Source organism: Acidithiobacillus ferridurans, from assembly GCF_003966655.1.
In the GTDB taxonomy this organism is placed as follows: Bacteria; Pseudomonadota; Gammaproteobacteria; order Acidithiobacillales; family Acidithiobacillaceae; genus Acidithiobacillus; species Acidithiobacillus ferridurans.
This window is the reverse complement of record NZ_AP018795.1, coordinates 2,690,014-2,710,650: the sequence shown is the minus strand read 5'-3', so window position 1 is coordinate 2,710,650 and position 20,637 is coordinate 2,690,014. Positions and strand designations below refer to the sequence as shown.

Sequence of the window (20,637 nt, the reverse complement as noted above, 5' to 3'; positions counted from 1 at the left end):
AGTTGCCCTCATCGTTTATGCCGACATCTCCCCCAGCATTCGGAGTATCCGCCCGGTGCACGCCTTCAAATCCGCATCAATCTCCGCCAGACTCCGGGGCGGCTCGAACACGTAGAAATGCCGGTTGAAGGGTATCTCATACCCGACTACGCCCACTTTGCCGTCCTTTGCGTCCCGTTTGGATTCGTCAATCCACGCATCCGGGACATGGGGCAGGACTTCCCGCTGGAAATACGCGTACACGTCCTCGCCCAGGGGCACGTTCTCCGTGTCCCGCAGCCCGGAATCCGGCTCATACTTCGGGCCGTTACGCTTCCCGCTTTCCACGGGTGCCGCATCCGGGCAGGATTCCGTGAACGCGTCCCGGAACGCCTTGCGGCTTGCCGGGGTATAGCGGCTGCCTCGGGCTTCCAGAATCCCCTCGATGCGCGGCCACAGGGTGTTCCAGTTGTCATCAGGGGTGTCTCCAAACGCCTGGAACACGGCTTCGGCGTCATCCAGTAACCCATCCATCTCACGGAGGGCCTGTGCCTGGGCCTCGACGCTGCGGACCCGTCTCGGTCCACGCCCATTCCCGTCCAGTTTCTCCCGCAGTTTTCCTTCGTATTCCTGCAGACGTTCCGGAGTCATCTGGAATCGCAGCCGCAGGGGCCTTTCCACGGTGACGGTGCGATAACCGAAGTCCGTCATGCGAAATATCCTGGAGACGGGACGGACTTTCACGGTACCCCCGTCTACGGGTTCCGGTACCGGAGTGCCCTCGAACAGCACCACCCGCGTGCGCTCCTTGCCCTCGGCATCGAGGAGTACCGCCTGGTCCAGTGCCTCCCCGACGCCCAGCATTTGCGAAATCGCCTTGATGTGTTCCGGGGCGAGTTCCCGGCGCTTGGAGCCCAGACTCTTGCGCATCTTGCGCCAGAAACCGGAACCGTCGATTGAGTTGTACTTTCCCGCGTTTCTCCTCCGGCTTGCGGTTGGTGAGTATCCACACATAAGTGGCGATACCGGTGTTGAAGAACATATCCGTGGGTAACGCCACGATGGCTTCCACATAATCCTGTTCCAGCACGTAGCGGCGAATCTCCGACTCCCCGCTGCCGGCGCTGCCGGTGAACAGCGGCGAGCCGTTGAGGACGATGCCGATACGGCTGCCGCCCTCCTTCTCTGGGCGCATTTTGGATAGCAGGTGCAGGAGAAACAGCAGGGAGCCATCGGAGATGCGCGGCAGTCCGGGGCCGAAGCGTCCCCGGTAGCCCATGTCCTCGTGTTCTTCGCGGACAGTGGCCTCGACTTTCTTCCACTCGACGCCGAAGGGCGGGTTGGACAGCATGTAATCGAAGTGCTTGCCGCGATGGCCGTCGTCGGACAGGGTGTTCCCCGGAACGATATTGGCCACATCCTGGCCGCGAATGAGCATATCCGCTTTGCAGGTGGCGTAGGATTCGTCATTGAGTTCCTGGCCGAACATGGTCAGGCGGGCGTCGGGATTGAGACTGTGCAGATGCTCCGCCGCCACCGAAAGCATCCCGCCGGTGCCTGCCGCCGGGTCGTACAAGGTGCGGACGATGCCACCCCGGGCCAGCGCCGCGTCATCTTCCGTAAACAGGAGTTCCACCATCAGGTGAATGACTTCCCGCGGCGTAAAGTGCTCTCCGGCCGTTTCGTTGGACATCTCCGCGAAACGCCGCAGGAGTTCCTCGAACAGCAGGCCCATCTGGTAATTGCTGAGGGCGTCGGGATGCAGGTTGAGGCTGGTGAATTTCTCGGTGACGAGATACAGCAGCCCCGCCTTGTGCAGCCGCTCGATGGTGGCGGGAAAATCGAAGCGGGTGAAGATGTCTTGCACGTCCGTGGAAAAGGCCCGCACATAGGCTTGCAGGTTATTGCGCAGATTGTCGGCGTCACCCAGTAGTCCCGGCAGGTCCTGGGGAAGAGATTGAAAAAGGACTGCCCGGCCGCACGCCGGACGAATTCCACGAAGGGCAGCTTGGCTGCGGATTTTGCGCGGTATTCGGCGAGGGCCGCCGCCCGCGTGGGGGCGAGCACGCAATCCAGTCGCCGCAGGACGGTGAAGGGCAGAATCACCCGCCCATATTCGGATTGCTTGAAGTCGCCCCGGAGCAAGTCGGCCACGGCCCAGATGAGTGCGGAGATGTTTTGCTGGTTCACGGTTATTTCTTCTCGTTTTCGGCGGCAATGCTCGGCCCGAGTCTAGCGGAGCGGACGTTTATGGGCCAGTTATGCCGTGTCACTGGACATCACTCTCGCCATCAGTCCGCGACCGCCGTTCCGGGACGAGGGAAGGAAGGGGCTTCCGCACCGCAAGACTGGATGCAGCACGTCCCTTGAAGCGCCCCATGACAACCAGAAGCAGCGCGAGCACGATAAAACCTGCCAAAACCCCAAAAGCGTTCGCCAGGGCTTGCTCGTAGCCCAGTTCCGCCGCATTGATGAATGGATAGGGGTAAACACCGGACAGGGCGCCGCGCGTCATGGCGTACAAAAAATAGAGGACCGGGTAGAGCATCCAGGCGAAAACACTCGTCCAGCGCACATCCCCTCTCGGGACGGCAACCCACCAGTAGACCAGGAAGAGCGACGGCATGACATAATGGAGCAGCATATCGGCCACGAGTTGGAGCCCTTCCGGATGCCATAGATGTTGCAGAAGCAGGGCGTAGGCGATACCCACCAGGGCGATGCTTGCCGCAATACCTGTATTCACCCCCGGCCGCGTCAAGAATTCGATAACGCCGGACCGTACCGGCAACAGAGAGGCGGTCAGCGCCAACGCCACCAGCAAGTTCGTCAGGATGGTGAAGAAGCTGAAATAGATGACCAGCCCGCCAAGCACGCCCTTACCGTGCGCGATGGACAATTGCAGGGACAGGGCGAACTGCAGCGCGAGGGCCATCCAGCCGAGAGCTGCGGATGTGGCCACGAGCGGTTTGAAGCGGTGCCCTCGTGTCACGCCCGCTTGCAAAGGGGACCCGTTCATTGCCGCATCCCCTGCAGAGTATCCATGAGGACCCTATCCGCCAAATCCACACGAACAAAACCCAGCCGTGGATATTCCATATCTATGATGGTAAACAGGGTGATGGAGAGCGCCGCAGCAAAGAGAATGGTCTGCAGCCAGGATATCCTGGGGCTGGAGGCCATGCCGTAGCCCACAAGTAGGGCGGCCATCAGCGCCACGCCGAATAACAGGATAAAAAGGACCAGGGGCGGGTGGGTACGCGCGGCGACCAGTCGCGTTGTGGTGATGTCGAATGTCGCATTGAGCGCCGATGCCGTCAGACTGATGATGGCCGTGTTATTCGTGGTAAGGGCGGCGGTAGTGCCCTGTTGCCAAAGGGCGGCCTGCAGTTTGAGGCTCCGCAGATAAGCCGTATGTGCGGCTGGGGACCCCACGGCGGCCTTATAGGTATCCAGCCGTGCCTGTAAATACTCCCGGAATAAGGACCGCAACGGCGCTTGGTCAGGCTTGGGCAGCAGGTCCAGGCGCAGATAGGCGGTGCCAATGGCGTTGGCTTCTTGAGCAATCAGGACCTGCCGCTGCTGGAAGCCTGTGGCGGCAGCGGAAAGCGTAAATCCCAAAAGCAGCCCAATCAGGGTAAATACGGTTCCGCCGACATGGCTGCCCCCGCCATTATCGTTGTCGCCCTGGGCGCCGGCGCGCCGTCTTCTCTGTCGTCGGCCGAGATGATAACCAAAAAAGACGAAAACAATGAGAAGAACAAACAGAGTTGCGGAAAATAGCCCTATTTTCATTGCGGTAATCGTTACCATTCCCCAAACTCCGTATAACCTCCGGGTTGTCGGCCAAGCCGACACGGAAAACCCCATTTAACACAAACTGGAGCCCATCCCGAAGCGGAATGTACAGACACCAGGCCAGAGCAATTGCTGAAACTATAAGCGAAGCGACGGCTTTTCCAAAACATTCCAGTAGCGGACCATGCCTGAAGGCCTGGGGAAGCTCCGGCCTTGCAAATACGGGGCGATGGGCTAACTTGTTCCTGAAGCCGCCCCACCATAAGGAATCCCCGCATGAAAACATATCACGTGTTCGAACATCCCACGCGCGGACTGGAAGCGGTTAAGGTGGGCGTCTCCTGGCCGGGATTCTTTTTCGGTTTCTTTTGGATGCTGGTAAAGAAAATGTGGGGATGGGCGCTGCTCTTTCTAGCCATCGACATCGTGCGAGGGCTTTTTCAGATGTCCATCACCCACGGACAGCCTCCCGCCTCGGCAGCGAACCTGGGTTTCGCCTTGGTGGGGCTGGTGTTGGGAATCATCGTCGGCGCCTATGGCAACGGCTGGCGTGAATCCAATCTCCGAAATCGGGGATACGTGAGCGTCGCCACCGTCGAGGCGAAAACCCCGGATGGCGCTTTGGCTCAATACGCGCGGGAAAAGACGCAGTGAGGATTCCCCAGCCGCAAAGATTGCAGAAATGTTGTAACCATGATTTTCTGGTCATTTTTCCTCAGCTTCCTGTTTAGCGTGACTGCCGGGCTGTCCCTGTTTCTTCTGAACGGCCGCCGGCATAGTCTCACCGCGTGGGTGCTCGTGGCCGCGCTCACGTTGATGGCGGCACAGCAAGGGCTGCGGGCGCTACACGCTACCGCCGCGACGCCCGCGGTAGTCACCGCATACACGAGAATGGGGCTTGGATTCTGGCCGGGGATTATGGTCCTCGCCTCCGGAGTTCTTCTGGATACCCGGTGGTGGGTGCGAGGAGTATTCGTGGGCAGCGCTCAAGACGGAGCACCTTGTACGAAACCGCCACATCCAGCATTCTGCGCGGAATCGAGGAGGTGCGCATGAACCTGGAATCCATCACCCTGGTGCGGCACGGCATGACCGAGTGGGCGAGTAGCGGCAGGCACACGTCCGTAACCGACGTGGAGTTGACGGCGGAGGGGCGAAAAGACGCGCAGGCGCTCCGAACCCCCTTATGGAGATGGGTCCTTTCGACGGGGTTTATTCCAGCCCGATGCTGCGCGCCCTCCGCACCGCCCTTCTTGCGGGTTACGCCGTTCCTGAACTGAGCCCCGGACTCGGTGAGTGGGGCTATGGCCGCTATGAGGGGCTGACGACGGCGGAGATTCGCCGAAGAATTCCGACATGGAGCGTTTTCCGGTGTGGCGCCCCAGGTGGCGAAAGCCCGGAAGCCGTCAGCGCGCGTTGCGATGAACTGCTCCGGGAATGGGACGAAAAGAGCCACAGGCATGTGCTGTGCTTTGCCCAGGCGATATTTTGCGGGCGCTGGCCACCCGTTGCTCGGGCTGGGGCTGGGGCTGCGTTTTGGGGAGCATCTGCACCTGGACCCGGGCAGCATTTCCCGCCTGGGTTGAAGGCACGAAGTCCCCGCCCTGCACCCGGTGGAACCACCGCACAGGCAGCGGCCCCTGTAAACGGAACGCCGGGGGCACTACCCGCGAGCGCCCCACTCCCGGGCATACCCGTGCGCTTGGCGGATGCTTTCCGCCGGATACGCTGCCTGTGCCCTGCTTCGGAATTACAAGGCACCCCATCCGCAGCTTCGCCGCTTCAGCCCAACCCCACTAAGCTCCCCCTTTTGGGCGGAGTCGTTGACCGGCACAAGGGGACATTCCGACTTCGCCCGGAGCTTCGCAGGGAGTCCGCTGCCCTCAAAATAATCTGAATGTTCCAGGAATGTTCCCGGAGGAAACAAAAAGGGTTGCGATTTTTCGTCGCAACCATTTGTTTTTACTTGGCTCCCCGGGACAGGCTCGAACTGCCGACCTAGTGATTAACAGTCACCCGCTCTACCGACTGAGCTACCGGGGAAAAGTGCGCGTATCCTAGTCTTCTGTGCAACGTGCGTCAAGAACCACTGCAGAATCGGAACTTCCCCTTGCCAAACTGGCACATTTGGGCTATCTACTTTTCATAGAGAAAAGAAGGGGGAAGAGGACGATGCGAAAGCAACGCGTTATGTCACCTGGGGGCTCCGTGAAGCGTGGGGGCGGACTTCTGCTGTTGCTGACCATGACCCTCAGCGGCTGTGCCACCATGACGCCGCCGCCCGCAGACCGATCTTCCGATAACGCATCATCCGCTTACCACAATCGCGCGGAAACCACCATACTCGATGCCGTGCTCGTGCATACGATCGCAGAAATTGGCAAACCTTATCAATGGGGTGGAGACAGTCCTCGGACGGGGTTCGATTGCAGCGGATTCATTCAGTATGTATTGCGCCGCGCCGGCATTGACATTCCCCGAACCTCTTTTTCCCAGGCTGCCGCCCTGCCTGCGGTAAACCCCAGGCGCATTCGTCCAGGTGATCTGGTATTTTTCAACACCATGGGCCAACCCTTTTCCCACGTCGGCATCTATATCGGCGGAGATCAGTTCGTCAGCGCTCTGAACCCCCGTCAGGGGGTGGCGGTACAAAGCTTGCGAATTCCTTACTGGGCGGAGCGTCTGGATGGTGTGCGGCGTCCCATGCCCCCTGAACTGTTGGCGATGCGGGCCCCTTGACCCGGCGATTGCCATCGAATATTTCCGGAATCTTCGTTGGTGAAAATATCATGCATAAAAAATGGGCTTTACTTCCGATGACGATACTGGCGACCTGTATAGCCGCAGCCTCGTCGGCCTGCGCGACCAACGTCGGCCCGGTGAATCCACCGGCTGCACCAGCAGTCATGGCACCAGCCCCGCTGCCGCTGCCTGCGGCACCCGTGCCCGAGCAGCCCAGCGCCACGCCCGCCCAGAAGGCCGGCAGCACCTGTGTCAGCAATGTGGCATTCCAGAATTTCCCGCTCCGCTATCAGCAACGCATGCAGGAAATCGCCTGCCACCTGCAGGAGCGGGATGGCCTGCCCGCCGGCTATGTGATTTCTGCCCTGCAAAACGCCCGTTTCAATGCCCGCGCAGTGGAAATAATGACGCCCTCACCTCCTTCTGCCGCTCCCGCGATACCTTATCCATGGTGGCGTTATCGGGATCGTTTTGTGCAGCAGGACCGTCTGGACCGGGGAGTACAGTTCTGGCGCGGTCACGCCGCATTACTGCAAGCCGTCAGTCAAAAATACGGGGTCCCCGGACCGATTCTGATGGGTATCCTGAATATCGAAACCGGTTTCGGGACTTTTTTGGGCAATTTTTCCGTGCTCAACAGCAATTTGAGCCTGGCATTGGCATTACCGGGGCGGCGCCGGTTTTTTCTGCATCAAACCGCGGAAACTCTGAAGCTCGCGCAGCGGTTGGGCGTCCCTCCGGGGACACTCCAGGGTTCACCGGCGGGTGCCATGGGCATGTCCCAGTTTCTCGCCAGCAGTTACCTGCGCTACGGGGTCACCTGGAATGATCCTCCCGGCGGGCCGATGCCCAACCTGTGGCGTTCACCGGCCGACGTCCTCGCTTCCACTGCCAACTTCTTCCGTGGCCACGGCTGGCAGCCGGGGCAGCCGGTGCTGAGCCAAGTATCCGGCAATCGGGGAACGAATGTAGCGCCATTTCTGCAAGGCAGGCATCCGCTGGCGCAACTACGCGCCGCCGACATCCGTCCGGAGCTGCCTTCCGGACTGCCGGGATCCACGCCCGTAGGCCTGCTGCGTCTGCAGACTGAGCATGGTCCGACCCTGTTCATCGCCTACCCGAATTTCTACGCCATCATGGGCTACAACCCGAATACCTATTACTCGGCAACGGTATGGGCCTATGCCGAGGCGATCAGGCGGATTATCAACGGCTGATCCGGGGCCACCCCTGTGCTAATATAATGCCTTCCGTTTCCAGTAGGCAGAGGTCCGGTGTGGGTTTGGAGAAATCGGGAATGCAGTCGGTTGATCAGGTCATTCGCGCGCGTTGGGTAGTACCGGTTCGCCCGTGCATCGTGCTTCACGATCACGCGCTGGCGGTGCAGGATGGGCGTATCATCGCCATCGGTCCCGCCGCAGACATACTCACGCGCTACACCGCGGCCAGCACGACTCACCTCGACCAACATGTCCTGATGCCCGGACTGGTCAATGCCCATACTCATGCGGCCATGACCCTGATGCGCGGACTCGCGGATGACCTTCCGCTGATGACGTGGCTGAACGCACATATCTGGCCTGTGGAAGGTCGTTTTGTCAGCCCCGAATTTGTGGCCATAGGCACCGAACTGGCTGTCGCAGAGATGCTGCGCGGCGGCACCACCACCTTCAATGACATGTATTTCTTCCCGAAAGCCGCGGCGGAAGTCGCCCAGCGCATGGGCATGCGGGCCACCATCGGACATGTCGTCATCGACTTCCCCACGGCTTACGCGGCGAACGCCGACGCCTGTCTGCAATTGGCCGCAGACTTGTTGCCGCGCCTGCGCCGGATGCCGCTCATCCACCAGAGCATTGCGCCGCACGCGCCGTACACGGTGGGCGATGCGGGGCTCTGCGGCGCGCGCGATCTGGCCGCCAGCGAAAAACTGCCCCTGCATATGCACGTCCACGAGACAGCGCATGAAATCGATGAGGCCATCGCCCGAGACGGCATGCGACCGCTGGCGCGGCTGGCCCGACTGGGGCTATTGAATCAGCACTTTCTTGCCGTTCACATGACCCAGTTGAATGAAGAGGACCTGGCGATCAGCCGGAATAGCGGCCTGCGGATAGCCCACTGCCCCGAATCCAATCTGAAGCTGGCCTCGGGAATGGCACCGGTGGCCACCCTGCGCAAACAGGGCACCCCGTTGGCGATCGGCACCGATGGCGCGGCCAGCAACAACGACCTCGACATGCTGGGTGAATTGCGCACCGCAGCCTTGTTGGCGAAAGGCGTGAGCGGGGACCCCACCGCTTTCCCCGCCTGGGAGGCATTGGAGGCTGCAACCCTGGGGGGCGCGGAAGCCATCGGCTGGGGCGGGGAAACGGGCAGTCTGGAACCTGGCAAAGCCGCCGACTGCATCGCCATTGACCTGGATCACCCGGCGACTTATCCAGTGTACGACCCGGTCTCGCAGGTGGTGTATTGTGCGGGCCGCGATCAGGTCAGCCATGTCTGGGTAAACGGTAATCCGCGTGTCGTCGAAGGCCGAGCCGTGGATTGGGACACGCAGGAACTGTTCGCACGCGTCCGGGGCTGGGTAGAGCGCATTCGTGAAAAGGATAGTGACAGATGAATAGTGATCAGGCTGAAGTCAACAAATTCGACGCCCTCTCCGGTCAGTGGTGGGATACCGATGGGCCATTTCGTACTCTGCATGAAATCAACCCGTTGCGCCTGGATTTTATCGCCAGAGGCTGTGGCGGGCTGGCGGCCAAAAAGGTGCTGGACGTGGGTACCGGGGGCGGGCTCCTCGCCGAAGCCATGGCGCGTCAGGGGGCGGAGGTTACCGGGATCGATCTTGCTGGGGACGGCCTGGACATGGCGCGCGCCCATGCGGAAGCCAACCATCTCCACATCGACTACCGGCAGATCGCCGTCGAAGATCTGGCCACGGAAAAACCGGAGTATTACGACGTGGTGACCTGCATGGAAATGCTGGAGCATGTGCCGGATCCTGCCGCCGTCGTGGATGCCTGCGCCCGCATGCTGCGTCCCGGCGGAGATGCCTTTTTTGCCACGCTCAATCGCGGCCCCCAAAGCTATCTGATGGCCATAGTCGGTGCCGAATACCTGCTTGGGCTGCTCCCGCGCGGAACCCACGACTATCGGAAGTTCATCCGGCCCAGCGAGTTACTGGCCATGACCCGCCAAAGTCATCTGCAGACCATGGCCCTCAAGGGCATGCACTTTGATCCGATCCGCCACCGCGCGCGTCTGAGCGATGATGTCAGCGTCAACTACCTGAGTCAGGCGCGCAAAGCAGTCCCGGATGTCTGAACAGGCGGCCGTACTTTTCGATCTCGATGGCACCCTGGTGGATACGGCTCCCGATCTCGGAGCCACAGCCAATCGGATGCGTATCGAACGCGGGTTGCCGGCCATGCCCCTGGAAATGCTCCGCCCGGTCGCTTCCCAGGGCGCCCGCGGCCTTTTGCGGGTGGCTTTTCAGGTGCAGCCGGAGGACCCGGATTTTGCGTCCCTGCGAGCGGAGTTTCTGGAGATTTATGCCGCCCATATCTGCGAACGAAGCACCCTTTTCCCGGGTATGGCAAAAGCACTGATGACCCTGTCGGAGCGCGGCATGGCATGGGGTGTCGTGACCAATAAACCGGGGTTTCTGACCCTGCCTTTGCTGAGCGCGCTCAAACTGCCCGTTGCCCCCGCCGCCATCGTCAGCGGCGATACAACGACGCACGCCAAGCCTGATCCGCTACCGGTCACCCGCGCCCTCGCCGAGATGGGGGCCAGCGCGGCCCGCAGCCTCATGATCGGCGACGATCCGCGCGACATGGCAGCAGGCAGGGGCGCGGGAACCCGCTGCTGGGCAGCGGCCTGGGGCTACTTCGAGGCCGGTAATGACCCGCAGCACTGGGGCGCCGATCAAATCATCCAGCGCAGTGAACAGCTAGAGTTCGCCCTTCTCCATTTCGACGCCCCCGAGTAAAACCGGATGCCCCTGGCTGCGGGTAATCTGCAGAAGCGCCGCAGTCAGTATCAGGGTACCCCCGAACGATTCGAGGAGCGTCGGTGCTTCCCCGGCCAGCCACCAGGCCGATAGTGCACCTACGACGACCTCAAAAGGCATGATCACCGCGGAAACGCTCACCGGCATCCGCGCGACACCGAATTGCACCGCCACCGTCGCCCCGGCAATCCACAGCCAGGAAAAGGCCAGCAGAGAACCATAGTCCGGCAGGGACAGGGCCGGTAACGGCTGAAAAAGCGCAAAAGGCAAGGCAAGCAGCACACAGCCCCACCATACTGCAGTGGCACGATGCACATCGCCGAGTGCCGTGTCCGCACGCAGAATGACATTGCTCAGGGCGAAGGCGAGGCCCGAAGATATGGCAAGCAAGTCATTCATATCGAGGTCCGCAAAAGAAACCCCCGGCCATTGCTGACCACCAGAGCCGATCCGCCTACCGCCAGCAGCGCCGCAAGGACGCCGCGCCAGCCGATCGCCTCCTTCAAAAAAATCCGTGCGGAAAAAATGGCCCAAACCGGTGAAAGATAAAAGAGCAGCAAAATACGGATGACCTCGCCATGCACCAGCGCCAGCATGAAGGCCACATTGGTCCAGCCACCAAGCAGGAGCAGCCCGACCAGAGTGCGTCCGTGCTGCTGCAGCTCATGACGACGGCGCCAGGACCACAATCCGGCTGGAAGCGCCAGCAATAGGTAAACGATAAAAATCAGCCACGCGCCATGCAGGCCCGCTCCATGAAAATAGCGGAGCGGCCACCAGAGCACGCCCCACAGGCTGGAACCCAGCAGCAGGGCAATGGCGGGAAGGCTCTGGCGGAGCGCAAAGGCTGGCTGGCGGTGCTGGTGAATATCGGTGGTCCCATCTGGAAAAAGGTTATTTCAATCCTGCCGCATTGTCCTGCATAACCCGGCAAAATCCCAGCCCCTTAGCGTCATGCGGAATCCGGCGGTCGCCCCGGGAAAGTTTGGGGCTTGTCATCACCGCCGTCCTTGCCCCAGAATCGCATTCTATGACGACAGATTCCATGAATCCCCTGCTGGAGACCTTGCAGGCCTATCCTTTCGAGCGCTTGCGCACGCTGCTGACAGGAACAACACCGCCAGCAAAGGAGCCCATCGACTTCTCCATCGGTGAACCACGCCACCCGGCGCCAGCCATAGTCAGTGAGGCGATCATCGAGCACCTGCATGGTCTCGCCGAGTATCCCAAGGTGCTGGGCGACCTGCGTTTACGCCGGGCCATCGCGGATTGGTCAACCCGGCGCTTTGCCTTGCCCATTGGTTTTCTGGATCCGGAGCGGCACATCATCTCCGCCAACGGCAGCCGCGAGGCCCTGTTCAGTATCGCACAGGCGGTGCTGCCGCCTTGTCAGGCCTCCAAACCCCTGGTCCTGTTACCCAATCCCTTCTATCAGATCTATGAAGGAGCCGCCCTACTGGCGGGGGCGGAACCCTATTATCTGAACTGCGATGCCAGCGGGCAGCCGAACTTTCTCGCGATAGAGGAATCGGTCTGGGCACGTTGCGCGTTGCTCTACATCAACTCGCCCCATAATCCCACGGGGGCGACCCTGTCACTGGAAACCCTGGGCTGGCTGATCCGCAAAGCCCGGCAACATCGCTTCGTGCTCGCCGCCGATGAGTGCTATAGCGAACTGTATCCTGAAGGACAGGCACCCGCCGGTATTCTGGAAGCGGCGGCAGCGACGGGCAGCCTGGCGCAGGTACTGGCTTTTCACAGTCTCTCCAAGCGCTCCAGCATTCCCGGTGCGCGCAGCGGCTTTGTGGCGGGTGACGCCGATATTCTCAAGGCCTTTGTTCGTTACCGCACCTATCTGGGTGCGGCCACCCCACCCTTCATCCAGGCCGCAGCCGTCGCCGCCTGGCAGGACGAGCAGCACGTGCAGCTTACTCGCGCCGATTATGCCCGCAAATTCGCGGCCGCCCATGACGTTCTCGGTGCGCTATTACCCATCGAGACACCCGCCGGCGGCTTTTATCTCTGGCCGCGGGTCGGCGATGGCGAAGCCTTCGTGCGCGCCCTCTATGGAGCAGAACATGTGCGCTGCCTGCCTGGCGCTTATCTCGCAAGAAATGCCCACGGCGTCCACCCCGGCCAGGATAGGGTCCGCATCGCGCTGGTCGGCAGCCTGGAAGATTGCGTCGAGGGTCTGCAGCGCATACGTCGCTTTATGGAACAGCATCCCCTTTCCACTATTAACAACTAAACCATTAATCAAGGAGTTCGTGTGAGCCAGAATCTTGCCACCATAATCGACGCCGCGTGGGAAAATCGTGCGGAGATTTCCCCCAAGCAGGCCCCCGCAGAGCTTCGGGAAGCCGTGCATCAGACCATCGAAGGACTGGACAAGGGCGTCCTGCGGGTCGCCGAAAAGCGTGATGGCCAATGGATCACCCATCAGTGGATCAAGAAGGCGGTGCTGCTCTCCTTCCGTTTGCAGGATAATGCCCGGATTCCGGGGGGCGAGACCAATTTTTACGACAAGGTGCCGGGCAAGTTTGCCGATTATAACAGCAACGATTTCCGCACCGGCGGTTTTCGGGTGGTGCCGCCGGCCACGGCGCGGCGCGGGGCCTTTATCGGTCGCAACTGCGTGCTGATGCCGTCTTTTGTCAATATCGGCGCCTATGTGGATGAGGGTACCATGGTGGACACCTGGGCGACGGTCGGCTCCTGCGCCCAGATCGGCAAACATGTGCATCTGTCCGGCGGTGTCGGCATCGGTGGCGTGCTGGAGCCCTTACAGGCCAACCCCACCATCATCGAGGACAACTGTTTCATCGGTGCCCGCTCGGAAGTGGTGGAAGGCGTGATCGTTGAAGAGGGCTCGGTCATCTCCATGGGCGTCTTCATCGGCTCCAGCACGCGCATTTATGATCGCGCAAGCGGTGAAATCACCTACGGACGGGTGCCCGCCGGTTCGGTGGTGGTGTCCGGCAGCCTGCCCTCCAAGGACGGCAGCTATAGCCTCTACTGCGCGGTCATCGTCAAGCAGGTGGATGCCAAGACTCTTGGCAAAGTGGGCATCAACGCCATTCTCCGCGATATCTGAGGGAGCGCCCCGTGGGCAAGAGCGCCGTACTGGAACTGGCTGAAGACCTGATTTCCCGCCCTTCGGTGACCCCTGAGGATGCAGGCTGTCAGGATCTGATGATCGCCCGGCTGAAGGCTGTGGGTTTTCGGGTGACGCGTCTGCCTGCCAACGGGGTGGAGAATTTCTGGGCGGAACGGGGTGGCGCCGGTCCACGACTTTGTTTTGCGGGGCACACGGATGTTGTCCCCAGCGGCCCGCTCGCGGAATGGCAAAACGACCCCTTTCAGCCGGTCATCCGCGACGGCATGCTCTATGGGCGTGGTGCTGCCGACATGAAGGGCAGTCTCGCCGCCATGGTGGTCGCCGCAGAGCGTTTTGTCGCCCTGCATCCGGCGCATTCCGGTCGTCTGGCCTTTCTGATCACTTCCGATGAAGAAGGCATCGCCACCCACGGCACCCGCCATGTGGTGGACTGGCTGCGGGAGCATGGGGAGACCATCGACTGGTGCGTGGTCGGCGAGCCCTCCTCCGAAAAGGTACTGGGGGACGTCATCAAAAATGGCCGGCGCGGTTCGCTGAACGGGCGCCTGACGGTACACGGCATACAGGGCCATGTGGCCTACCCTGACAAGGCCGATAATCCCATCCACCGCGCCTTCCGCCCACTCGCGGATCTCGTGGATCACTCCTGGGATGCGGGGAATGATTTTTTCCCGCCTACCCGCCTGCAATTCTCCAATATCCACGCGGGTACCGGGGCCAACAACGTCATCCCCGGCCAGTTGCAGGCGGATTTTAATTTCCGTTTTTCCACGGAGTCCACGCCGGAATCTTTGCAGGCAGGGGTCCACAAAATCCTTGACGCCGCCGCCATGCGCTACGCCATCGACTGGCAATTGTCCGGTCCGCCTTTCTTTACGGCACCGGGTGCCTTGGTAGCTGCTACCCAAAAGGCCTTACAAGCCGTAGCACGGCGCGTGGCCCAACTGTCCACCGGCGGCGGTACCTCGGACGGGCGCTTCATCGCCCAGTTGGGTGGGCAAGTCGTAGAACTCGGACCCGTCAATGCCACCATCCACAAGATCAACGAATGCGTCGCCGTCGCCGATCTGGAACATCTGGCGCAGATCTATACGGAGATCATGGTGTATCTGCTGGAGGCCGCGAATGACCGTTAGTGGCGCACGCCGTACTGTCTTCTATACCATGCTGGGATTGTGGATGCTGGCACTGAGCGGCTGTGCAGGAGTCTCGACATCACCCACTGCCAACAATACGTCGCCGTCCGCCTCTGCGGCCTGCGCCACCCCCGCTCCTGATCTGCACGCCGCTTATAACCGTCCTTATCAGGTTCACGGCCGTATCTATGCGCCGCTGAACAGCTCCGCCGGGTACGCCGTGCGCGGCATGGCCTCCTGGTATGGCTGGGAGTCCGGCTCCACCACCGCTATGGGCACCCCTTTCCGGCCACGCGCCTTCAGTGCCGCCAGCCGGGATCTGCCGCTGCCGACCTGCGCCCGGGTCACCAACCTCAGCAACGGCCGAAGTGTTATCGTGCTGGTCAATGATCGCGGCCCCTTTGTGGATGGCCGCGCGATGGATCTCTCCTACGGAGCGGCCAACGCCCTGGGGATGGCGGGGCAAGGCATCGCCCCAGTGGAGATCGTGGCTCTGGCACCGGTAGCCGCGCCTCCGGCAGGCGCATCCAGGGGCACGGTTACAGCGGCAGCATTGCCCATGGCCCCGGAAATACCGGCGCCACCCCAAACCTTTCTGCAAACCGGGGCGTTCAGCCGGGTCAACAATGCCACCCGTGAACGCAACCGTCTGCTCCATGCCGGCATTCGCGGCGTGCTCATCGTGCCCGGACTGGTGAACGGGCAGCAATACTACAAGGTGCAGATTGGTCCGCTGCCGGGTGGTGTCGCTGCGGTCCAGGTCATCGCCGAACTCAGGCAGATGGGCTTTCATGATTTTTACAGCGTAGAACAGTAAGGAACCGCGAGATGTCCCAACCGGTGTGGCCCAACTTCTATATCATCGGTGCGGTAAAAAGCGGCACGACTTCGCTTTACGCCTACCTGCGGCAACATCCCCAGGTTTTTTTGCCGGCGATGAAGGAACCGCACTTTTTTACCCAGCCCCATCCGTCTCCGGAACAAAGGCATTGGATTCAATATGTGGGCAATATCGAACAGTATCAGCAGCTTTATCGCGGCGCGGAGCGATTCCCGCGGATAGGCGACGCCAGTCCCTCCTATCTCTGGTGCGAAGAAGCGCCGGCGCGTATCCACGCCGTGCAACCGGCTGCACGGATCATCGTCATCCTGCGTGATCCAGTGCAGCGGGCCCATGCCCAGTACCTCATGGACTTCAACGAAGGAGTACTCGACTTACCCTTCGTGGAGGCGTTACAACGCGACTGGACGCGCCCCGACAAGGGCTGGGGGATCTCCCAGCTTTATGTGGAGTTGGGGCACTATACCGCACAGATCATGCGTTACCAGCAGCAATTCGGTGCCGGCCAGGTGCATGTCTGTCTCCTCGAGGACCTCAAGAAAAACCCGTTGGCCGTGCTGGAGGACATCGCCGATTTTCTGGAGATCGACCGCGGACCATTGCGCGACATGGATCTGGAAACCGTCCATAACGTCCATCGCCTGCCGCGGGGAAACTGGGCCCGGCAACTGGCCAGCGGACACATCAGCCGGTATATTGGCGAGCATCTTTTTCCGCGCACCTGGGGTGAATTCGTCTGGCGCAACGTTTTCCTGCGCGAAGGGCGCAAGCCGCCCATGGATGCTGAAGCGCGCAGCTTTCTTCAGGCCATATACACCCCGGAAATAGAGCGCCTGGAGCAGTTGTTGGGCCGCCCGCTGCCGGAATTGCGGATATCCTGGAAATTTTCGGAGCCAGCGGGTCAGTCGCCCTCCACCGCCCGGTCTCCAAAGCCCTCCGCCAACCGCTGACACCCGTCCGCTAGCGCGCCCGCTTGCTGAACCACCCCCCTCTACTATCTTTAGTCTGGAGTCGGAGATCGGTTTTTACTGCGGAGGAGAGCGTCATGTCTGATCGTTATATTCGGTTTTTCAACGATATCCGCATAGAAGACGTGCCTCTGGTAGGCGGTAAAAATGCCTCTTTGGGGGAAATGTACCGGGAACTGAGTCCCCAGGGGGTGAAGGTTCCCAATGGTTTCGCCATCACCAGCGAAGCCTATCGTTACCTGCTGGATCAGGCTGGCGCCTGGCCGGCGCTCCATGATGCGCTGGACGGCTTGGACCCGGCCAACGTCACCGACCTGGCGCGGCGCGGCGCGCGGGCACGCGAAATTGTCTACGGCGCGCCGCTGCCGGCAGATCTGCAGGCGGAGGTGCTCGCGGGCTACGCCGAACTGCGCAGGGAATATGGCGAAGCGCTGTCCGTAGCCGTTCGTTCTTCTGCCACCGCCGAAGACTTGCCCACCGCCAGTTTCGCTGGTCAGCAGGATACCTACCTCAATATTTCCGGCGAAGCCGCCCTGCTGGACGCCTGCCGCCGCTGCTTTGCGAGCCTGTTTACCGATCGTGCCATTCACTATCGGATCGATCAGGGCTTCGATCACTTCAAGGTCGCCCTGTCCATCGGCATCATGAAAATGGTGCGTTCAGATAAAGCGACCAGCGGGGTGATGTTTTCTCTGGACACCGAAACGGGCTTCCGTGATGTGGTCTTCATCACCGCATCCTGGGGACTGGGTGAAAACGTGGTGCAGGGCGCCGTGGACCCGGACGAATTCTACGTCTTCAAGCCAGCGTTTCTGCGCGGTAAAAAGGCGGTGCTGCGGCGGGTATTGGGCAGCAAGAAAATCAAGATGATCTATACGGAAGGAGATACCCGTCACAGCACCCGCAATATCGCCACCCATCGCAGTGAGCAGGACACATTCTGCCTCAGCGACGCGGATGTGCTGACCCTCGCCGATTACGCCATCAAGGTCGAACAGCATTACAGCCGCAAGATGCAGGAAAGCCGGCCCATGGACATGGAGTGGGCAAAAGATGGCATCGACGGGCAGCTTTACATGGTCCAGGCGCGGCCGGAGACCGTCGCGTCGCAGAAAAAGGGGCAGGTACTGGAAGAGTACATCCTGGATGGTCAGGGCCCTGCCCTGGTACAGGGGCGCGCCATCGGCGGCAAAATCGCATCCGGCCCGGTGCGCATCATCCGGGATGTGAAACATCTGGCGGACTTCAGACCCGGTGAGATTCTGGTGGCGGACATCACCACCCCGGACTGGGAGCCCATCATGAAAGAGGCGGCGGCCATCATCACCAATCGCGGCGGACGCACCTGCCATGCCGCCATCATCGCCCGGGAACTGGGCATTCCCGCTGTCGTCGGCACCGATCTTGCGACCACCACGCTCAAGGATGGTGACAGCGTGACCGTATCCTGTGCCGGTGGCGATGTAGGCAGCGTCTATGCCGGCGCCCTGCCCTTCACGGTCCGCCATACCGATCTCGCCACCCTGCCCCGCCCGCAGACGCAGATCATGATCAATCTCGGCAATCCGGAAATCGCTTTTCAGACGTGCATGCTGCCCAATGACGGTATCGGCCTGGCACGCATGGAGTTCATCATCAACAGCGCCATCAAGGCGCATCCCATGGCGCTGCTGCATCCGGAGAAGGTCGAGGATGCCCATGAACGCACTGCCTTGGCCACGCTGACCCAGGGCTACGCCCAACCCGCCGATTTCTTTGTGGAACGCTTGTCGGAAGGCATCGGCACCATCGCGGCCGCGTTTTATCCAAAGCCGGTGGTCGTGCGTATGTCCGACTTCAAAACCAACGAATATGCCGCACTGTTGGGAGGACGCTGGTTTGAGCCGGAGGAGGATAATCCGATGCTCGGCTTCCGCGGCGCCTCGCGCTACGCGCATCCGGCCTATACCGAGGGATTTCATCTGGAATGCCTGGCCATGAAGCGGGTCCGTGAAGAGATGGGGCTGGATAATGTCATCCTCATGCTGCCCTTTGTGCGCCGGGTGAAGGAAGCGGACGACGTGCTGGCGAAGATGGCGGAGTTCGGCCTGCGCCGCGGCGAAAATGGCTTGCAGGTCTATGCCATGTGCGAAATTCCCAATAATATCATTCTGATCGATCAGTTCGCCCAACGCTTTGACGGTTTTTCCATTGGCAGCAATGACCTGACCCAGCTCACCCTGGGCGTCGACCGCGACTCGGCCATCGTTGCTTACGACTATGATGAACGGGACGACGGCGTCAAGGAGATGATCCGCCTCGCGGTGGAGGGCTGTGCCCGTAACGGCATCCACTCCGGGCTTTGCGGACAAGCCCCTTCGGACTATCCGGAAATGGCTGAGTTTCTGGTGCAAATCGGCATTCAGTCCATGAGCCTGAATCCGGATACGGTGCTGGCGACGACCTTGCATGTGCTCGACGTGGAAAAAAAGCGGAGCGGAGGGGAATGAAGGTCAACCCGGTATTACTGGTGATTTTTGACGGCTTCGGCCTCAACCCTAATCGCGCTTTCAGTGGCTGGGCACTGGCGCACACGCCGCATCTCGATCACTACTTTGCCAGCTTTCCCCATACCGCCCTGCAGGCTTCGGGGCGGGCGGTGGGCCTGCCGGACGGACAATTCGGCAATTCGGAGGTGGGTCACCTCACCCTGGGTTCGGGACGGGTTCTTCTGCAGGATCTGGTGCGCATTTCCGATAGTCTGGAGGACGGCAGTTTTGCACGGATTCCGGCTTGGCAGGATATGCTCAGGGACGCCAAACGCCTACATCTGGTGGGCATGGTCTCCGATGGCGGCGTGCACTCCCATATCGACCATCTGCTGGGCATTTTGCCGCTGACCGTGGCTGCGGGTGTGGAACCGGTGATCCACATGATTACGGACGGCCGAGATACGGCGCCGCAGTGCGCCGATCTCTACGCCCGTCAGGTGGAAGAAACCCTGCATAAGCTGGGCAAGGGCCGCATTGCCACCGTCTGCGGGCGTTATACGGCCATGGACCGTGCCGGCTACTGGGATCGGACGGAAAAGGCCTGGGCCGCCCTGCTGCGCGGCGAAGGACTCACTGCGGACAGTGCTGAGGCGGCCATTCACGGCGCCTGGAAACGCGGTGAGGGAGACGAGTTCATTTCGCCCACCGTCATCGGCAATCCGCAGCAGAACCGCATAGCCGCCGATGAGCCGGTCTTCTTCTTTAACTTCCGTTCGGATCGCATGCGCCAGCTCAGCGCCGCCATCGCCATGCCGGCCTTCACCCACTTCGACCGCTGCGGCGAGTCTGCCCGCCGTGCCCTGTGCATGGCTTCCTACGACGACGAGTACCCGTTTCCGGTATTGTTTCCCCCGGAAATCCCCGTCAATGTCCTGGCCGAAGTGATTAGCGACGCGGGACAGCAACAGTTCCACTGTGCCGAGACCGAGAAATACGCCCATGTGACCTATTTTTTCAACGGCGGACGCGAAGACCCCTTTCCCGGCGAGGATCGCGAGATCATCCCCTCGCCGCAGGTGGCCACCTACGACCTGAAGCCAGAAATGAGCGCCCCTCAGGTGGCGGACCGCATCATTGCGGCACTGGAGAGCGGTAGGTATGCCTTTGTACTGGTAAACTTCGCCAATGGCGACATGGTCGGACATACCGCCAAAATTCCCGCCATCCTGCGCGCGGTGGAAACCCTCGACCTGCAGTTTCACCGGGTGCTGCAGACGGCGCAGCGGCAAGGCTTCAAGGTCATTCTCACCGCCGATCATGGTAACTGCGACGAAATGGTGGACCCGGTGACGGGCGAGCCACACACCCAGCATACGGTGTATCCGGTGCCCATGCTGCTGATTGGCGAACCGGGCGTACATCTGGGTATAGGCCGCGGCACTGCCGACATCGCCCCCACCATCCTGGAGCTCATGGGCCTGCCGCAGCCCAAGGAAATGACGGGACATAGCATCCTCCTCAAAAACCGGCCCGTCTGAAAACACCTTCCTATCAGGAAAAGGAGAAGAA

General features: G+C 61.0%; 22 protein-coding genes, 1 tRNA gene and 1 pseudogene. 16 read left to right on the top strand and 8 right to left on the bottom strand.

Annotated elements, in window-relative coordinates; translation table 11 throughout:
• Window positions 1–15: 15 nt before the first annotated feature.
• From AFERRID_RS15345 to AFERRID_RS13960, 5 genes are all read right to left on the bottom strand, one after another.
• On the bottom strand, window positions 16–513 hold the full coding sequence (locus tag AFERRID_RS15345; RefSeq protein ID WP_197722451.1) for a hypothetical protein: 498 nt from the start codon (window positions 511–513) through the stop codon (window positions 16–18).
• A gap of 1 nt (window position 514) precedes the next feature.
• A complete protein-coding gene (locus AFERRID_RS15340; protein WP_331251196.1) occupies window positions 515–1,672 on the bottom strand; it encodes an HsdM family class I SAM-dependent methyltransferase in 1,158 nt (385 codons plus the stop codon).
• Window positions 1,618–2,133, bottom strand: a complete 516-nt coding sequence (locus tag AFERRID_RS16115; RefSeq protein WP_331251195.1) for a type I restriction-modification system subunit M N-terminal domain-containing protein — start codon at window positions 2,131–2,133, stop codon at window positions 1,618–1,620. Before AFERRID_RS16115 ends, AFERRID_RS15340 begins: the two co-directional genes overlap by 55 nt.
• 115 nt (window positions 2,134–2,248) lie before the next feature.
• A complete protein-coding gene (locus AFERRID_RS13965; RefSeq protein WP_172959384.1) occupies window positions 2,249–2,998 on the bottom strand; it encodes a Pr6Pr family membrane protein in 750 nt (249 codons plus the stop codon).
• Entirely contained in the window at window positions 2,995–3,792 is a 798-nt protein-coding gene (locus AFERRID_RS13960) for a bestrophin-like domain (protein WP_172959383.1), read from the bottom strand. The genes AFERRID_RS13965 and AFERRID_RS13960 overlap by 4 nt, the downstream gene beginning before the upstream one ends.
• A gap of 261 nt (window positions 3,793–4,053) precedes the next feature.
• On the opposite strand from AFERRID_RS13960, the gene AFERRID_RS13955 reads away from it, so the two are divergent.
• The 4 genes and pseudogenes from AFERRID_RS13955 (at window position 4,054) to AFERRID_RS16045 (ending at window position 5,363) form a co-directional block, all read left to right on the top strand.
• A complete protein-coding gene (locus AFERRID_RS13955) occupies window positions 4,054–4,431 on the top strand; it encodes a DUF2628 domain-containing protein (RefSeq protein ID WP_126605530.1) in 378 nt (125 codons plus the stop codon).
• Window positions 4,432–4,829: 398 nt separating this feature from the next.
• Window positions 4,830–5,057 (top strand): phosphoglycerate mutase family protein, encoded by a 228-nt coding sequence (locus AFERRID_RS16055; protein ID WP_264158121.1) that lies wholly within the window; start codon window positions 4,830–4,832, stop codon window positions 5,055–5,057.
• A pseudogene (locus AFERRID_RS16050) lies at window positions 4,964–5,194 on the top strand (histidine phosphatase family protein); the annotation flags it as partial. The gene AFERRID_RS16055 and the pseudogene AFERRID_RS16050, both read left to right, overlap by 94 nt.
• Window positions 5,195–5,237: 43 nt before the next feature.
• On the top strand, window positions 5,238–5,363 hold the full coding sequence (locus AFERRID_RS16045) for a hypothetical protein (protein ID WP_264158150.1): 126 nt from the start codon (window positions 5,238–5,240) through the stop codon (window positions 5,361–5,363).
• 381 nt (window positions 5,364–5,744) lie between these two features.
• Here the strand turns inward: AFERRID_RS16045 and AFERRID_RS13945 are convergent.
• A tRNA-Asn gene (locus AFERRID_RS13945) sits at window positions 5,745–5,820 on the bottom strand.
• Between the two features lie 165 nt (window positions 5,821–5,985).
• Between AFERRID_RS13945 and AFERRID_RS13940 the strand changes: the two genes are divergently transcribed.
• From AFERRID_RS13940 to AFERRID_RS13920, 5 genes are all read left to right on the top strand, one after another.
• Complete coding sequence (locus AFERRID_RS13940; protein ID WP_225982005.1) at window positions 5,986–6,516, top strand: C40 family peptidase; 531 nt, start codon at window positions 5,986–5,988, stop codon at window positions 6,514–6,516.
• A gap of 50 nt (window positions 6,517–6,566) precedes the next feature.
• On the top strand, window positions 6,567–7,736 hold the full coding sequence (locus tag AFERRID_RS13935) for a lytic murein transglycosylase (protein WP_225982004.1): 1,170 nt from the start codon (window positions 6,567–6,569) through the stop codon (window positions 7,734–7,736).
• A gap of 80 nt (window positions 7,737–7,816) precedes the next feature.
• The gene (locus AFERRID_RS13930; protein WP_126605528.1) at window positions 7,817–9,142 is read left to right on the top strand and encodes a TRZ/ATZ family hydrolase; all 1,326 of its coding nucleotides are present in this window, start codon (window positions 7,817–7,819) and stop codon (window positions 9,140–9,142) included.
• Entirely contained in the window at window positions 9,139–9,846 is a 708-nt protein-coding gene (gene ubiG / locus AFERRID_RS13925) for a bifunctional 2-polyprenyl-6-hydroxyphenol methylase/3-demethylubiquinol 3-O-methyltransferase UbiG (protein WP_126605527.1), read from the top strand. Before AFERRID_RS13930 ends, ubiG begins: the two co-directional genes overlap by 4 nt.
• Window positions 9,839–10,513, top strand: coding sequence for an HAD family hydrolase (locus AFERRID_RS13920; protein ID WP_126605526.1), 675 nt, complete (start codon window positions 9,839–9,841; stop codon window positions 10,511–10,513). Before ubiG ends, AFERRID_RS13920 begins: the two co-directional genes overlap by 8 nt.
• On the opposite strand, the gene AFERRID_RS15800 is transcribed toward AFERRID_RS13920, so the two are convergent.
• Window positions 10,475–10,933, bottom strand: coding sequence for a DMT family transporter (locus AFERRID_RS15800; protein ID WP_232027605.1), 459 nt, complete (start codon window positions 10,931–10,933; stop codon window positions 10,475–10,477). The genes AFERRID_RS13920 and AFERRID_RS15800 overlap by 39 nt on opposite strands.
• Window positions 10,930–11,319, bottom strand: coding sequence for an EamA family transporter (locus AFERRID_RS15795; RefSeq protein ID WP_232027603.1), 390 nt, complete (start codon window positions 11,317–11,319; stop codon window positions 10,930–10,932). The genes AFERRID_RS15800 and AFERRID_RS15795 overlap by 4 nt, the downstream gene beginning before the upstream one ends.
• Window positions 11,320–11,564: 245 nt before the next feature.
• Here AFERRID_RS15795 and dapC point away from each other — a divergent pair, with 245 nt between their 5' ends.
• The 7 genes from dapC (at window position 11,565) to gpmI (ending at window position 20,606) form a co-directional block, all read left to right on the top strand.
• Complete coding sequence (dapC, locus tag AFERRID_RS13910) at window positions 11,565–12,782, top strand: succinyldiaminopimelate transaminase (RefSeq protein ID WP_225982002.1); 1,218 nt, start codon at window positions 11,565–11,567, stop codon at window positions 12,780–12,782.
• Window positions 12,783–12,803: 21 nt separating this feature from the next.
• Window positions 12,804–13,628: a 2,3,4,5-tetrahydropyridine-2,6-dicarboxylate N-succinyltransferase gene (gene dapD / locus AFERRID_RS13905; RefSeq protein WP_113525665.1), complete on the top strand. Its 825-nt coding sequence runs from the start codon at window positions 12,804–12,806 to the stop codon at window positions 13,626–13,628.
• A gap of 11 nt (window positions 13,629–13,639) precedes the next feature.
• On the top strand, window positions 13,640–14,788 hold the full coding sequence (dapE, locus tag AFERRID_RS13900; RefSeq protein WP_126605525.1) for a succinyl-diaminopimelate desuccinylase: 1,149 nt from the start codon (window positions 13,640–13,642) through the stop codon (window positions 14,786–14,788).
• The gene (locus AFERRID_RS13895) at window positions 14,778–15,605 is read left to right on the top strand and encodes an SPOR domain-containing protein (RefSeq protein WP_113525667.1); all 828 of its coding nucleotides are present in this window, start codon (window positions 14,778–14,780) and stop codon (window positions 15,603–15,605) included. The genes dapE and AFERRID_RS13895 overlap by 11 nt, the downstream gene beginning before the upstream one ends.
• 11 nt (window positions 15,606–15,616) lie before the next feature.
• The gene (locus AFERRID_RS13890) at window positions 15,617–16,579 is read left to right on the top strand and encodes a sulfotransferase family protein (RefSeq protein WP_126605524.1); all 963 of its coding nucleotides are present in this window, start codon (window positions 15,617–15,619) and stop codon (window positions 16,577–16,579) included.
• Window positions 16,580–16,674: 95 nt separating this feature from the next.
• The gene (ppsA, locus tag AFERRID_RS13885; protein WP_113525669.1) at window positions 16,675–19,086 is read left to right on the top strand and encodes a phosphoenolpyruvate synthase; all 2,412 of its coding nucleotides are present in this window, start codon (window positions 16,675–16,677) and stop codon (window positions 19,084–19,086) included.
• Entirely contained in the window at window positions 19,083–20,606 is a 1,524-nt protein-coding gene (gene gpmI, locus AFERRID_RS13880; RefSeq protein ID WP_113525670.1) for a 2,3-bisphosphoglycerate-independent phosphoglycerate mutase, read from the top strand. Before ppsA ends, gpmI begins: the two co-directional genes overlap by 4 nt.
• The last annotated feature ends 31 nt before the right edge of the window (window positions 20,607–20,637 follow it).